Origin of the sequence: Paenimyroides ummariense (assembly GCF_900115115.1) — a bacterium.
In the GTDB taxonomy this organism is placed as follows: domain Bacteria; phylum Bacteroidota; class Bacteroidia; order Flavobacteriales; family Flavobacteriaceae; genus Flavobacterium; species Flavobacterium ummariense.
This window is the reverse complement of the sequence record NZ_FOVI01000001.1, coordinates 145008-160096: the sequence shown is the minus strand read 5'-3', so window position 1 is coordinate 160096 and position 15089 is coordinate 145008. Positions and strand designations below refer to the sequence as shown.

Here is a 15089-nt window from a genome sequence, read left to right as displayed (position 1 = left end):
TTTTACGAAAGTATTGAGTTTTTGTAAAGAAATTGTTAGTACATTAAATAATCGTTAAGAGGTTGTTTGTTTTTTATTTATCTTTAATTTTACAACCGAAACAACAATAAAACAAATGAAAAATAAGGATATTAAAATCTTATTAGTTGATGATGATGCGGATATTTTAGAAATTGTAGGTTTTAATTTAGAAGCCGAAAATTATCAGGTATTCACAGCCAAAAATGGTAAAGAAGCATTGTCTATTGCAAAAAAAGAAGTTCCTAACTTAGTTATTCTTGATGTAATGATGCCCGAAATGGATGGTATTGAAACATGCGAAAACATGCGAAAGATGCCTGAATTGAACAGCAGCATTATTACGTTTTTAACCGCTCGTGGCGAAGATTATTCGCAAGTTGCTGGGTTTGATGTAGGTGCAGATGATTACATAACCAAACCAATTAAACCAAAACTACTGGTTAGTAAAGTAAAAGCATTGTTACGCCGTGTAAAAGAAGATATTTCAGTAGAAGATGTTTTAAAAATTGGCGATATAGAAATTAACCGCGAAGAGTATAAAATCATTAAAGACAAAACTGAAATTATTTTACCACGTAAAGAGTTTGAATTGTTTTATCTTTTAGCTTCAAAACCAGGAAAAGTGTTTAAACGCGAAGAAATTTTAGACAAAGTTTGGGGTAACGAAGTAATTGTTGGCGGTAGAACAATTGATGTACACATAAGAAAACTACGCGAAAAAATTGGCGACGATTTATTTAAAACCATAAAAGGCGTAGGTTATAAATTAGAAGTTTAATGGGTATAAAATACCGTAAATCTTACAAATTTGCATTAAAATCGTCATTGGTCATTGTACTTTTTAGTACATTATTGCTCATGGCGTTGCAACATTTATTTTTCCAAATAAACTGGCTTTTTACAGTAACATTTACGTTGCTGTTTTTTGCTTTTTGCTTTTTTGTGTTGCAATACAGGGTAGAACGCTTTATTTACCGCCGCATTCAAAAAATATATAAAGAAGTAAGTATTTTAGACGAATCGGTTTTGCGAAACCAACCGGTAACTACCGATATGCAAACGTTGATGTACGAAGTAAACAAATTTGCTACCGATAAAAAAGTGGAAATTGAATCACTTAAAGTACAGGAAGAATACCGCCGTGAGTTTATTGGAAACGTGGCGCACGAACTCAAAACACCTTTGTTTACGGTTCAAGGATACGTTTCTACATTGTTAGATGGCGGTGTGAAAGATAAAGCAATTCGCAAAAAATACCTGGAACGTGCCGATAAAGGTATTGAACGATTAATTGATATTGTGAACGATTTGGATATGATTACCAAATTAGAAACAAACGAATTAAAAGTGAACATTCAAACTTTTGATATAATCGAACTTTTTCAGAATGTTTTTGATTTGTTGGAAATGAAAGCCGATAAAAAAGACATCACCTTAATGTTTGATAAAGATCACTATAGATCAATTTTTGTGAATGGTGATCGAGAAAAAATCAATCAGGTGGTTTTAAATTTGGTAGATAATTCCATAAAATACGGTAAAGATAATGGTACAACTGAAGTGTCAATAGAAAGCTTAACCGATAAAAAACTTCTTATTCGTATAACCGACAACGGTTACGGAATAGAAAAAAAGCATATTTCCCGTTTGTTTGAACGTTTTTACAGAACCGATTCCAGTAGATCGCGCGATATTGGCGGTTCCGGATTAGGTCTGTCCATTGTAAAACACATTATAGAAGCCCACAACGAGCATATTTACGTAGAAAGTAAAATAGGTGTAGGGTCTGAATTTTCGTTTACTATAGAAAAAGCTGTTAAAAAATAACAGCTTTTTTAGTTTTCTAAATTTAACTACCGTTCAATTGTTGTATTTTTACCAAAATTTTGTAGAGTGGGAAGTAAAAATAAATTGAAACGCTTCAGAGAAAACGAAACGTTTTCAAATGTTTATCAGCCGGGTAGAGAAGAGGTTATGAACGATAACTTTGCTTTAAAAGGCAACTGGAATAAAGAAGTTTTTAAAAACAATAACCCGATTGTTTTAGAATTAGGTTGCGGTAAAGGCGAATATTCGGTAGAATTGGCGCGCCGTTATCCAAACATAAATTTTATTGGAGTTGATATAAAAGGATCGCGTTTTTGGCGTGGTGCTAAAACGGCTGTTGAAGAAAATATCCCGAATGTAGTCTTTTTACGCACACAAATTGAATTGATTGAAAACTGTTTTGCAACACACGAAGTTGATGAAATCTGGATTACTTTTCCCGATCCGCAAATTAAATACAAACGTACCAAGCACCGTTTAACCAACGAAGAATTTTTGGCTCGATATAAAAATATCCTGAAGGAAGAAGGGATCATTAACCTAAAAACCGACAGCGAATTTATGCACGGTTATACTTTAGGTTTATTGCATGGCGCAGGGCACAAAGTGTTGTACGCAAACCACAATGTTTATAGAAACGAAGGTGCTCCGGAAATGGTTACGGGTATTCAAACTTTTTACGAATCGCAGTATTTAGAGCAGAACAAGCCCATCACGTATATTAAATTCCAGCTTAAGTAATGAATTATATCCTTCCTTTTTTGACAGGGCTTATTGCTTCTGTTTTTGGAACATTACTTCCTGGTATTTTAAATGCTACGGTAGTAAAAATTTCTAAAAGGGAAGGAATGAAAAACGCCTACAGCTTTATGCTGGGCACTTTTATCATCATTGCTTTACAAACCTATTTGGCGGTATTTTTTGCAAAAATTATTGATCGAAGTGTTTTTATAACCAACATTATCCGTGAAATTGGTTTTGTGGTTTTCTTGATACTCACGATCTATTTTTTTGTGGCAAAACCCAAGAAGAAAGACGATGCCGAAATTGAAATCATACAAAAAAGAAAACGTTTTACCCAAGGTATTTTGTTGGCATTAATAAACGTATTTCCTATATTTTATTATGTTTTTATAACCATAACGGCTGTTAATAATAATTTTTACGAGATTAATTATATCAGTAATGTTTTTTTAACGGTTGGTGTGTTAATTGGATCTTTTTTAGCTTTCATGTTTTATATAAACCTATTTAAAAATGCGGTGTTGCAAGAGAACTTTGTCTTAAAAAACATCAATAAAATTTTAGGTTGCGTAACCGGAATCATCACCGTTATTAATTTGTACAAACTGTTTTATAAATAATGGAAAAAGATTTTTTTCAGCGGGTTTATGAAGTTGTAAAGCAGATTCCCTACGGAAAAATTACAACGTACGGAGCTATTGCAAAAAAGATAGGTGCGCCAAAATCTGCCCGAATGGTTGGTTATGCGTTAAATGCTTCTGGCATGCACGAAGATGTTCCGGCCCACCGCGTAGTCAACCGAAAAGGTTTACTTACTGGCAAGCATCATTTCCAAGGAACCAATTTAATGCAGCAGTTGCTGGAAAATGAAGGAATAAAAATTAAAGAAAATACGGTTCAAAATTTTAATGAACATTTTTGGGAGCCTTAAAAAAACATCCAAAATTTAAATTTTGGATGTTTTCTGTTTTAATCTTATTTTTTTATAAATTTGGAGTGATAAACTACCTTACCGCCAGATTCTAATTTTATTAAATAGGCACCATTTGCAAGATGCGAAACATTTATGCTGTTTTCTGAAACATTTTGTTCTACTACCTTTTTTCCATTAATGTCATAGATGGTGATTTTTTCAATTATGATATCTTTTTCTGACCAAAAAAGTTTATCGGTAGTTGGATTAGGATATAAATTAATACTAATTTCATTAGTGTATTCGTGAGAGGAAGCTTTTCCACAATAGTAAACCTCTTTAGGTGTAGTGGCAGGCGAAATTTGAGATGGTAAATTTGTATTAGTACCAAAATACCATAGTGAATTGTCATCTTTAGTCAACCAGAAGCCTTTGTAAAATCCAATAGATCCAGTAACACTTTTCCAATCTTTATCGGTGCCTATTTGTGTACGTATGTTTGTATTCATGTAAGTATATGGACCTCCAAATAAACCAGCACCAGAATACCATAGTGAACCGTCGGTTTGTATTCCTAAAAAATTAGATCCTGTGATACTTACATCTTTCCAAGTGTCCGTGCCAAGTTGTATATAATCTGTAAAATAATCCATTTGGACATTATTTATACCCAAACCGTTATTGTTATTACTATTCCCATACGAAACGCCCCACAAGGTATTATCATTTTTGAGCATTACATAAAAAGAGTCGGAACTTATCATAATTTTTTTCCAATCAGTATCCTTACTCAATTTATAAAAGCCGTTAGATTCAAATTGGGTTCCTAGTGGTAAGCGAATAGCATTACTAACGCCGGGGTTGGGTGCGCCTAAACTTACAGCGCCTGTACCATATAGTTCACCATTATTTTTTATAGCAAATGTAGTATGACTATCAGCATTTATAAAACTCCAATCGGTATCGTTATTTAATTGAATAGGTGTTGTTTGGTCTTGTGGTAAATTAGAATGGAAGTAACCTAAAGCTTTAGTTCTTGTATTTCCCCATCCCCACAATGTTCCGTTAGATTTTAATGCAATAGAATGCCAACCACCTACAGCAATCATTACCCAATCATTATCCGTTCCTACTTGTGTAGGTATGTAATGATCTGTCATGGTACCGTTACCTAATTTCCCGGCGTCATTACTACCCCAACTCCACAAAGTCCCATCATTTTTAATGGCTAATGTATGAAAGAATCCCTGACGTATCATTTTCCAGTTTGCATTAATTTCTATGTGGGGAGCTGAAAAAGAATAATCATTTTTAGTGCCATCGCCTATTTGTCCTCGATGACTATTTTCACCAAACGAAACTCTTTTATTGTCTTTAGTAAGAATTGAAACAACATTTTGTCCTACCGATATTTCTTCAACACAATATTGAGAATATACATTAAAACCTAATAATGTAATAAAAAAGAATAGTAATTTTTTTTGCATAATTATTGCTTTTTTAGTTTATCATAAAAATACTAAAATTTTATACAATCATAATGTATGTTTAAAAAAAGCCAAAGTGTTATACTTTGGCGATACTAATTGTAAAAAAAATAAATTTTACTTCAACGCATTAATTGCATGGTTGTAATCTGGTTCTTGAGTAATTTCAGGAACTTGTTCGTTATAAACTACTTTTCCTTCTGGGTTTATTACCACAACAGCTCTACTCATTAAGCCATTTAAAGGACCGTCGGTCATTTTAACGCCGTAAGCATTTGTAAAATCGTCACTTTTAAAATCCGATAATGTTTCTACATTACTTAAACCTTCTGCCGCACAAAAACGGTTCAATGCAAACGGTAAATCTTTAGAAATACATAAAACAACCGTATTATCTATTGCCGAAACTTCTTTGTTGAATGTGCGTACCGATTGTGCGCAAACACCAGTATCAACACTTGGGAAAATATTTAAAACCACATTTTTTCCTTTGTAATCGCTTAACGATTTTTCAGACAAATCGCTTGCTGTTAATTTAAAATCTGGAGCCGTTGCACCAATTTCTGGTAAATTTCCTGCGGTATTAATTCCGTTTCCTTTAAATGTTATCTGTGCCATAATTTCAATTTTTTGTTTCTATAAAATTACAGCTATTTTTAAATAAAGGCTATAATGCCTGAAAAACTTTTTGTTTAATTAACATCCTTCACCCAGCATCAAACAACATACTTAATTTATTAAATCATTAACTTTAAAGTATCATAAATTCGTGTTATCTTTGTAATTTAAAATAATTCTACATAAGTTGTTTAGCAGCAGGTTTTTAAACAGCTTTATTAAGATACAAAAAATGAAATTAGACAGAAAAGAAATATTAACTGCTTTAGAAACTATTTCTATTGCAGGCGAAGGTAAAAATATGGTTGAAAGCGGTGCGGTACAAAACGTAATGACTTTTGGCGACGAAGTGGTGGTTGATGTTACGTTGCACACGCCGGCTTTACATATTAAAAAACGTGCCGAAGTAGATATTATGAAAACCATTCACGAAAAAATCTACGATAAAGCAAAAGTAAAAGTAAATATTAAGGTTGAAACTCCAGAGAAACCTGAAATCAAAGGCAAATCAATTCCGGGAATAAGCAATATTATTGCGGTATCGTCTGGTAAAGGTGGTGTTGGTAAATCAACAATTACGGCAAATTTAGCGGTTACATTGGCTAATATGGGCTTTAAAGTTGGTGTTTTAGATGCTGATATTTACGGCCCTTCGATGCCAATTATGTTCGATGTTGAGAAATCGAAGCCAATTTCGGTTGATGTAGATGGAAAATCAAAAATGAAACCAATTGTAAGTTATGGCGTAGAAATGTTGTCGATCGGATTTTTCACAAGTCCGGATCAGGCAGTAATATGGCGCGGACCAATGGCATCTAAAGCATTAAATCAAATGATTTTTGATGCAGATTGGGGCGAATTAGATTTTCTTTTGTTAGATTTACCACCAGGAACTGGCGATATTCACTTGTCATTAATGCAATCGTTACCAATTACGGGCGCGGTTGTGGTAAGTACTCCGCAAGCTGTTGCGTTGGCAGATGCTAAAAAGGGAGTGTCGATGTTTATGGCAGATAGTATCAACGTACCGGTTTTAGGTATTATTGAAAACATGGCATATTTTACTCCCGAAGAATTACCTGAAAACAAATATTACATTTTTGGACAAGAAGGAGCGAAGAATTTAGCTTTAGATTTAGATGTTCCGTTTTTAGGTGAAGTGCCTATTGTACAAAGTATCCGCGAAGCAGGCGATTACGGTCGTCCGGCAGCATTACAAGAAAAATCTCTTGTAGCCGATGCTTTTATAGAAATTGCTAAAAATGTAGTATCACAAACCGTTTTAAGAAACGAATCGCTTCCGCCAACCGAAGCAGTTAAAATTACAACAATGGCAGGTTGTTCTGCTGTAAAAAAATAATTCTAAAACATATTGATTGTTTTATCAATTTAAAAATATATGGCTTCAGAAACTATAAAACAAAATGTAGAAAAAGCGTTAGAAGAAATCCGTCCGTTCTTGAAATCAGACGGAGGTGACATCAGCTTAATTTCTATCGAAGACGATAAACATGTGAAAGTTCGTTTAGAAGGCGCTTGTACATCATGCAAAATCAACCAAATGACCTTGAAAGCAGGTGTAGAAACTACCATAAAAAAATACGCTCCCGAAATTGAAACGGTAGAAAATATTTCGGTGTTTTAATAAACTATAAGCAAATTAGTGATGAATGATATTTATCACTTTTTTTGTGCTTATAGGTCTTTAATTTTATATAAATTTTACTTTTATGATTGAAACTGATATATTAATAATCGGTGCCGGACCAACAGGACTTTTTGCCGTGTTCGAAGCCGGATTATTAAAATTACGCTGTCATATAATTGACGGACTTCCGCAACCTGGCGGACAATTAACAGAGTTATACCCCAAAAAACCAATTTTCGATATTCCGGGCTATCCTTCGGTTGGCGCTGCCGAATTAATCGATAATTTAATGGAACAAATTAAGCAGTTTGAACCTGGTTTTACCTTAAACGAAGTTGCCGAAAATATTGAAAAACTAGAAGACGGCACTTTTATTGTCACCACCAACAAAGGAACACAACATCATGCCAAAGCAGTAGCAATTGCGGGAGGTTTGGGCAGTTTTGAACCACGAAAACCGGTTATTGAAGGATTGAATTTCTACGAAGATAAAGGTGTAGAGTATTTTGTTAAAAATCCGGAACAGTTCAGAGATAAAAACATTGTGATAAGTGGTGGTGGCGATTCTGCTTTAGATTGGAGCATCTTTTTAAGCGATGTTGCTAAAAGCGTTACTTTGGTTCACAGAAGAAACGAATTTCGTGGTGCATTAGATTCTGTAGAAAAAGTTCAAGAATTAAAACATCAGGGAAAAATTAATTTGATAACGCCAGCCGAAGTTACCGAAATTCACGGAAATGAACATGTAGAAGCCGTAACTTTATCTTTTGATGGCGGTGTATCTACCCAAATTATTAAAACCGATTATTTTATTCCGTTGTTTGGTTTAACTCCAAAGCTTGGTCCAATTGCCAACTGGGGATTAGAGATCGAAAAAAATGCCATTAAAGTAAACAACGCACTTGATTATCAAACCAATATAGAAGGTGTTTACGCTATTGGAGATATTAACACCTATCCTGGTAAATTAAAGTTGATTTTATGCGGATTTCACGAAGCAACTTTAATGTGTCAAAGTGTTTATAACCGAATAAATCCTGGGAAAAAATATGTGTTGAAATACACCACAGTTTCAGGTATCGACGGGTTCGACGGAACACGTAAAGAAGCCGAAAAAGCGGTTGTAAAAGCGATTGATTAATGGATCTATCTAAAAAATATAAAGAGTATGTTAAAAAAGCATACTCTTTTTTTGTAACATTTCGTTAAAAACACTACTTACTAAATAAAAAGCAGTATGACATTTAAACAACTCGCCAATTTAGAATGGAAAGGCATGAAGCGTAAAGGCGGCATGGCACAAAGTATTATAATGGCAATTGGTAAAGGCTATTTCGGGGTTTGCTATTTAATTATCATGACCATAATGACTCCTGGTTTATTTAAATTCTCCGAAGAAGAAGGGTTGGATCCGTTTCAGGGATTTTTTAAATATGCCATTTATTTATGGTTGGGCGATCTGGTAATTCGTTACTTCTTTCAAAAAATGCCAACCACTTTGGTAAAACCGTTGCTAATACAGAACGTTCGCAAAAAAACAATTGTAAATTACTGCCTAACAAAATCGGCATTATCGTTTTTTAACTTTGTAAACCTTTTTATGGGCGTTGCCCTTTTACTTTTATTGGTATTAGACTATAAAGTAGGTTTTGTAGCAAGTTTTCTGTTTGCATTGTCGTTTACCATATTCTTTTGGGCAAACAACTTTTTAGTGCAGCTTTTAAATCACGTAAATAAATTTGCATTGCCGTTTTTAGTGGTTTTTGCTGGAGTTTTGGCGTTAGATTATTTTAAGTTTGTAGAAGTTACCGCTTACACCAAATATTTCTTCGAAGCGCTTTACAATTATCCGTTTTTAATAGTAGTTGTAGCAGCATACTTGATTGCATTGCTTGTGGCGTGTTATCGTTTTTACTTTAAAAATTTATCGTTAGACAGTACCGTTGTTGTAAAAAAAGAAACCTATAAATACTACGATTTAAACTTTTTAAACCGCTTTGGAAGATTGGCTCCGTTTTTAAAGTTAGATTTAAAACTGCTTACGCGTAACAAACGAACACGTACCGTTTTAATGATGAGTGCTTTGTTTTTATTGTATGGTTTGATATTCTTTACAATGGATATGTATAAATCAAATGACTTTTTTACCATTTTAGCAGCCATAATGATTACGGGCGGATTTATGATGCTTTTCGGTCAGTATGTACCAAGTTGGGACAGTAGTTATTATCCGTTAATGATGACACAAAATATTCCGTATCGAACATATTTAGAATCTAAATGGTTGGTAATGGTTTTAGGAACATTAGTTTCCACCGTACTGGCAAGTTTCTATCTGTTTTTTGGTTTGCAAACTTATTTAATAATTGTCGCTGTCGGCTTTTACAACATCGGGTGGAACTGTTATATGTCATTAATCACAGGGGCGTTTGTTCGTTCAAAAATCGATTTATCAAGCAATAAAAACGCATTTGGCGATAGTAAGGCATTCAGCGTTCAAACATTATTATTAAGTATTCCTACTTTGGCAATTCCTATGGTTTTGTATTTAATTTTAAACACATTTTTACCTTTTAACACTGCAATTATTGTGTTTATAGCAATTGGTTTAGTCGGAATTTTACTTAAAAAGCCAATGTTTAATTTAATAGAAAATCTATACAAATCACAAAAATATAAAACCATAAAAGCTTACAAATAGTTATGATACAAGTAGAAAATTTAAAAAAGATATACGACGGAAATACCGTTTTAGATATACAAGGATTACAAATTCCAATTGGCGAAAGTTTTGGTTTGGTAGGTAACAATGGTGCCGGAAAAACCACTTTTTTTAGTCTGCTGTTAGATTTAATTGAACCAACACAAGGCTTTATTAAAAACAACAACGTTATTGTAAATAAAAGTGAAGATTGGAAAACCTTTACTACCGCTTTTTTAGACGACAGTTTTTTAATTGGATACCTAACTTGCGAAGAATATTTTTACTTTTTAGGTGAATTGCGTAATCAAACAAAACAACAGGTTGATGCTTTTTTACAAACCTATGCCGATTTCTTTAACAACGAAATTTTAGGTAAAAATAAATTTATCCGAGATCTATCAAAAGGAAATCAAAAGAAAGTAGGAATCATTGGAACTTTAATAGGAAATCCTAAAGTGGTAATTTTAGATGAACCTTTTGCTAATTTAGATCCAACAACGCAAATCCGTTTAAAAAAGATTTTACGAAGTATTGCAGATACCAAACAGACAACCTTGCTGGTTTCAAGTCACGATTTAAATCATACGTTTGAAATATCTGACAGAATTGTGTGTTTTGAACGTGGTAGAATTATTAAGGATATCGACACCAAACAATATTCGTTCGAAGAATTAACCGCTTTTTTTGATGTGGTAGTTTAATTTGCTTCAACCACATATATCCCAAATTTATCCTGCAAGGTTTCTAAAACCTTGTAGGTGTAATTATAACAGACGAGCTTTATTTGAAGCTCGTTTTTTTATGAAGTAACTTAAAACCTTCATCCACTATCGTTTTAATAATTAGTATCTTTGCAAAAATGCAGATTATGAGCGATATTAAAATAACAATTATAGATAGAGAAGGAGCAGAGCATACCGTTGATGCACCTACAGATATGAACATGAACGTAATGGAATTGGTGCGCGCGTACGAATTAGCCGAAGAAGGAACCATTGGTATTTGTGGCGGTATGGCTATGTGTGCATCTTGCCAATGTTATGTTTTAAACGAAGACGAGGTTAGCTTGGTTGAGAAAAATCCGGATGAGGAAGCCATGCTTTGGGAGGCTTTTAACGTGAAAGAAAACAGCCGTTTAGGTTGCCAGATTCCTATTACACCAGAAATTGAAGGCTTGCGAATTGAATTAGCGCCCGAAGTTTAGTAAATATTTAAATAAATATATTTTTTACAGATAATTTTGTTACCTTTAAGGAAATTTTATAAGAAATAGTAAATTATAGATTTATTTTATTGGATTATTTTTATTGAAAAACGAAGGAACCCTTCGTTTTTCTTTTTAACAAGAACAATTTTAGTACAAACGATTGTTGAACCGAATATTTAATTAATTTTGCTCGATTTTAATTATCCTCTATGAAAACTTTATTAAAAGTTATAAAATGGTTGTTAATTGTATTGACTATTTTGTTGGTTGCATACATATTAGGAATATTCTTATTCCACGACACGGTTTTTTATTTAAATGAAAAATACCGTATCTATATGGTTATTCAGTTAGTGCATCTTGCGGCTTCGTTAAGTGCGTTGTTTGTTGTTTGGAGCAGCCAGTTGTTTGACCGTTGGAAAAAGATCGATCAAACATTGTTAGTCGTGTTTTTATCTATTTTTGGATTGTGGTATTGGTATAAAAAATATGTAAAAACTTATTTGCACCACGAAAATACAAAAGAGTAACTTCTTGTTAAAAAACAAAATCCCGAACATTGTTCGGGATTTCTTATTTATAAAATTCAAATCTTATTTAAAAGCAGGGAATCCGGTAACATCCATACCTGTAATTAACAAGTGAATGTCGTGCGTACCTTCATAAGTAACAACCGATTCTAAATTCATCATGTGGCGCATAATAGAATATTCACCGGTAATACCCATTCCGCCTAACATTTGGCGAGCATCACGAGCAATAGTTAATGCCATATCCACGTTGTTGCGTTTTGCCATTGATATTTGTGCCGATGTTGCTTTACCTTCGTTACGTAAAACACCCAAACGCCAAGTTAGTAATTGCGCTTTAGTGATTTCGGTAATCATTTCGGCTAATTTCTTTTGTTGTAATTGAAAAGCTCCGATTGGTTTATCAAACTGAATACGTTCTTTAGAATATCTTAAAGCCGTATCGTAACAATCCATCGCTGCACCAATCGCTCCCCAAGCAATACCGTATCGAGCCGAATCTAAACAGCCAAGTGGCGCGCCTAATCCAGATTTGTTTGGTAATAAATTTTCTTTAGGAACTTTAACGTTATCAAAAATTAATTCACCGGTTGCCGATGCACGTAACGACCATTTGTTGTGTGTTTCCGGAGTTGTAAAACCTTCCATACCGCGTTCAACAATCAATCCGTGAATACGTCCTCTTTCGTCTTTCGCCCAAACAACAGCAATATCTGCAAACGGAGCGTTCGAAATCCACATTTTTGCCCCGTTTAATAAGTAATGATCGCCTTTATCTTTAAAGTTGGTAACCATTCCGCCTGGGTTCGATCCAAAATCAGGTTCTGTTAAACCAAAACATCCAATCATTTCGCCGGTAGCCAATTTAGGAAGGTATTTCATGCGTTGTTCTTCGTTTCCGTATTTCCAAATTGGATACATTACCAACGATGATTGAACCGATGAGGTTGAACGTACGCCTGAATCGCCACGCTCAATTTCCTGCATAATTAATCCGTACGAAATCTGGTCTAATCCTGCACCGCCGTATTCCACAGGAATATAAGGTCCAAAACCGCCAATTTCACCTAAGCCTTTTACAATCTGTGTAGGAAATTCGGCACGTTGTGCGTAATCTTCAATAATGGGAGAAACTTCTTTTTTAACCCAAGCACGCGCAGCATCGCGTACTAATTTATGTTCTTCTGTAAGTAAATCGTCTAATAAATAATAATCTGGTGCCTGAAATAAATCCGGTTTCATATCTACAATTGTTTAGTTGTCACAAAAATACTTATTTTTTAAGAAGAAAGACAAAATATTTTATGATTGAATTTTTAGAATAAAAAATAGTAACTTGCTGTTAGTTATTGATAAATGAAGATAAAGCAGTTGCGATATGGCAAAAAATAATGTAAATAATCATATAAAAATAAACAGACTATTTGTTCTTTGCAGATACGTTGCAGTTGTTTTTGGAATAGTTTTGCTTTCTACTTGGACTGTAAAATCTGCATCTCTAGTAAATTCAACTAAACAAGTGTTACAGCAAGATCTTTTTAAAGAAATAACAGGTGTTGTTAAATCTGAACAAGGAGATCCGATTCCGGGCGTTGTTGTAAAGTTAGCAGGAACAAATGTAGAAACAGTAACAGATGCTGAAGGAAGATACAAGTTTAATGTTAAAAAAGGCGATAGAATTCAGTTTATTTATAGAGGATATAAAACAAGTATAGCAACTGTTCGTAAGAGTAATATTTTGAATGTTAAGATGATAAAAGATGATGCTGACTTACCTGATGTTATAATTTCTTTCAATTATCATTCAGCAACAGGATGTACTATTGATACAGTTGGTGTTAAAAAAACTGAACTTAATAAAAATCATTTTGTAGATATAGCATTCCCATTAGTTTTTAATGTCGATATGAGACCGTCAGAAGTTTACAGAGAACCCGAAACTATTTTAAAAGATGTAGAGAATTTAACACGAAATGGCAATTACACGTATATTATAGATGGCGTGCGTGTTAGCGAAGAAACATTTCGTTCGTTAAATCAGAACGATGTTGAGAGTGTTGATATTTACAAACACACAGATGTTTACAATGCTCGATTTGGAAATAAAGAAAATCAAAGTAGAATATCATTAAATGCTCGGTAAATCTTTACTCACTATTAGCGTCACTTCGAGTGTCGTAATGTAATGAAGCGTATCGAGAAGTTCTCGACAAGCTCGAACCGACGCTACTTTTGACTTTAAGACTTTTAACTTTTGACTATTTATTAAAACAGCCGCAACTGCTCTCCTTTGCTTCCATCAAACAAATCGGTTGATAACGCTGGAAATTTAGATTGACTGAAAAATTTCTTTCTTCCAATGTCGAATGTTTTGTGAATCATATCGGCAAAATTTCCGTTGCCTGCATTTCGTTTGGCAATATTCTTTTCTGCTAGATTTCCTTTATGTAACGATGCTATTTGGTTTAAAACTTTTTCTTTTCGATCGGGATAATGTATTTCCAACCAATCTTTAAAAACAGGTTCCACTTCGTCGTTCAATCCTACTAAAGTATATCCAAAAGAGTTCGCTCCGTTTTCTGCAATTGTTTTTAATATAGGTAAAATTTCCATGCTGTTTAACCCGGGAATTATCGGCGCAACCATTACGTGTGTAGGAATGTTATTTTCTGATAAAGTCTGCAGTGCTTTTAATTTTATTTTTACCGATGATGTTCTGGGTTCTAAAACTCTTCGTAATTCTTCGTTTATGGTTGGAATACTTAATGATACATTTACCAGATTTTTAGCTGCAAGTTGTTTTAAAATATCTAAATCGCGCAATATTAAGGCGTTTTTTGTAATGATACTCACCGGATGACGATAATCTAAACACAATTGCAATATTTTTCGAGTAATTTCTAATTTGCGTTCTAAAGGTTGGTAGCAATCTGTGTTGCCTGAAAGTTGAATGGTTGATACTTTGTAACCGCGTTTTAAAAAGAACTCTTCTAAAAGTTCGGGAGCATTTTTCTTTACTAAAATAACACGTTCAAAATCTACACCGGCGCTAAATCCCCAATATTGATGCGTTGGTCGGGCGTAACAATACGCGCAACCGTGTTCGCAACCCTGATAAGGATTTACAGAATACAAAAAAGGCAAACTGTTACCTTTTACTTTATTAACAATGGTTTTTGGGAAAACTTCTAAAATCTGAGTTTTAGCTAATTCTTCCTCATAATCATCTTGATAGATCGATGTTTCATATCTGTTTTTAAAAAACCGATTGTGAATGTTTTCTACAGCTCCCTGACCTTTTATAAATTCCTTTTTCATTGTAACGATTATTGCTTACCATAAAATTAAGAAGTTGATATGGCATTAAACGTCGTTTATAAAAATGAAAAT

General features: G+C 33.7%; 17 protein-coding genes. 13 read left to right on the top strand and 4 right to left on the bottom strand.

The window, feature by feature from the left end:
* Positions 1 to 115: 115 nt before the first annotated feature.
* The 5 genes from BM253_RS00855 (at position 116) to BM253_RS00835 (ending at position 3523) form a co-directional block, all read left to right on the top strand.
* Positions 116 to 799: a response regulator transcription factor gene (locus tag BM253_RS00855; RefSeq protein WP_091517606.1), complete on the top strand. Its 684-nt coding sequence runs from the start codon at positions 116 to 118 to the stop codon at positions 797 to 799.
* A complete protein-coding gene (locus tag BM253_RS00850; RefSeq protein WP_091517603.1) occupies positions 799 to 1848 on the top strand; it encodes a sensor histidine kinase in 1050 nt (349 codons plus the stop codon). Before BM253_RS00855 ends, BM253_RS00850 begins: the two co-directional genes overlap by 1 nt.
* A gap of 66 nt (positions 1849 to 1914) precedes the next feature.
* Positions 1915 to 2589 carry a tRNA (guanosine(46)-N7)-methyltransferase TrmB gene (trmB, locus tag BM253_RS00845; RefSeq protein ID WP_091517600.1) on the top strand — a complete coding sequence of 225 codons (675 nt, stop codon included), beginning with the start codon at positions 1915 to 1917 and terminating at the stop codon, positions 2587 to 2589.
* Positions 2589 to 3212 carry a LysE family translocator gene (locus tag BM253_RS00840; RefSeq protein ID WP_091517597.1) on the top strand — a complete coding sequence of 208 codons (624 nt, stop codon included), beginning with the start codon at positions 2589 to 2591 and terminating at the stop codon, positions 3210 to 3212. Before trmB ends, BM253_RS00840 begins: the two co-directional genes overlap by 1 nt.
* Positions 3212 to 3523, top strand: coding sequence for an MGMT family protein (locus BM253_RS00835; protein ID WP_091517594.1), 312 nt, complete (start codon positions 3212 to 3214; stop codon positions 3521 to 3523). Before BM253_RS00840 ends, BM253_RS00835 begins: the two co-directional genes overlap by 1 nt.
* 44 nt (positions 3524 to 3567) lie before the next feature.
* On the opposite strand, the gene BM253_RS00830 is transcribed toward BM253_RS00835, so the two are convergent.
* Both BM253_RS00830 and tpx read right to left on the bottom strand, forming a co-directional pair.
* Positions 3568 to 4992, bottom strand: a complete 1425-nt coding sequence (locus tag BM253_RS00830; RefSeq protein WP_091517592.1) for a T9SS type A sorting domain-containing protein — start codon at positions 4990 to 4992, stop codon at positions 3568 to 3570.
* Between the two features lie 117 nt (positions 4993 to 5109).
* A complete protein-coding gene (tpx, locus tag BM253_RS00825) occupies positions 5110 to 5610 on the bottom strand; it encodes a thiol peroxidase (protein WP_091517589.1) in 501 nt (166 codons plus the stop codon).
* Positions 5611 to 5842: 232 nt separating this feature from the next.
* On the opposite strand from tpx, the gene BM253_RS00820 reads away from it, so the two are divergent.
* The 7 genes from BM253_RS00820 to BM253_RS00790 all read left to right on the top strand — a co-directional run bounded on the left by BM253_RS00820 (position 5843) and on the right by BM253_RS00790 (position 11699).
* A complete protein-coding gene (locus BM253_RS00820) occupies positions 5843 to 6970 on the top strand; it encodes an Mrp/NBP35 family ATP-binding protein (protein WP_091517586.1) in 1128 nt (375 codons plus the stop codon).
* Between the two features lie 39 nt (positions 6971 to 7009).
* Positions 7010 to 7255, top strand: coding sequence for a NifU family protein (locus BM253_RS00815; protein WP_091517583.1), 246 nt, complete (start codon positions 7010 to 7012; stop codon positions 7253 to 7255).
* Positions 7256 to 7340: 85 nt separating this feature from the next.
* Positions 7341 to 8399, top strand: coding sequence for an NAD(P)/FAD-dependent oxidoreductase (locus tag BM253_RS00810; RefSeq protein ID WP_091517581.1), 1059 nt, complete (start codon positions 7341 to 7343; stop codon positions 8397 to 8399).
* Positions 8400 to 8495: 96 nt separating this feature from the next.
* Positions 8496 to 9959, top strand: coding sequence for a DUF5687 family protein (locus BM253_RS00805; protein WP_091517578.1), 1464 nt, complete (start codon positions 8496 to 8498; stop codon positions 9957 to 9959).
* Positions 9960 to 9961: 2 nt separating this feature from the next.
* Positions 9962 to 10663: an ATP-binding cassette domain-containing protein gene (locus BM253_RS00800; RefSeq protein WP_091517575.1), complete on the top strand. Its 702-nt coding sequence runs from the start codon at positions 9962 to 9964 to the stop codon at positions 10661 to 10663.
* A 167-nt stretch (positions 10664 to 10830) separates the two neighbouring features.
* Positions 10831 to 11166, top strand: coding sequence for a 2Fe-2S iron-sulfur cluster-binding family protein (locus BM253_RS00795; RefSeq protein ID WP_177205671.1), 336 nt, complete (start codon positions 10831 to 10833; stop codon positions 11164 to 11166).
* Between the two features lie 212 nt (positions 11167 to 11378).
* Complete coding sequence (locus BM253_RS00790) at positions 11379 to 11699, top strand: hypothetical protein (RefSeq protein ID WP_091517572.1); 321 nt, start codon at positions 11379 to 11381, stop codon at positions 11697 to 11699.
* A 63-nt stretch (positions 11700 to 11762) separates the two neighbouring features.
* On the opposite strand, the gene BM253_RS00785 is transcribed toward BM253_RS00790, so the two are convergent.
* The gene (locus BM253_RS00785; protein ID WP_091517570.1) at positions 11763 to 12941 is read right to left on the bottom strand and encodes an acyl-CoA dehydrogenase family protein; all 1179 of its coding nucleotides are present in this window, start codon (positions 12939 to 12941) and stop codon (positions 11763 to 11765) included.
* 136 nt (positions 12942 to 13077) lie between these two features.
* Here BM253_RS00785 and BM253_RS00780 point away from each other — a divergent pair, with 136 nt between their 5' ends.
* Positions 13078 to 13842 (top strand): carboxypeptidase-like regulatory domain-containing protein, encoded by a 765-nt coding sequence (locus BM253_RS00780; RefSeq protein WP_091517567.1) that lies wholly within the window; start codon positions 13078 to 13080, stop codon positions 13840 to 13842.
* A gap of 122 nt (positions 13843 to 13964) precedes the next feature.
* Here the strand turns inward: BM253_RS00780 and BM253_RS00775 are convergent, their stop codons facing one another.
* Positions 13965 to 15017 carry a PA0069 family radical SAM protein gene (locus BM253_RS00775; protein ID WP_091517564.1) on the bottom strand — a complete coding sequence of 351 codons (1053 nt, stop codon included), beginning with the start codon at positions 15015 to 15017 and terminating at the stop codon, positions 13965 to 13967.
* Between the last annotated feature and the right edge of the window lie 72 nt (positions 15018 to 15089).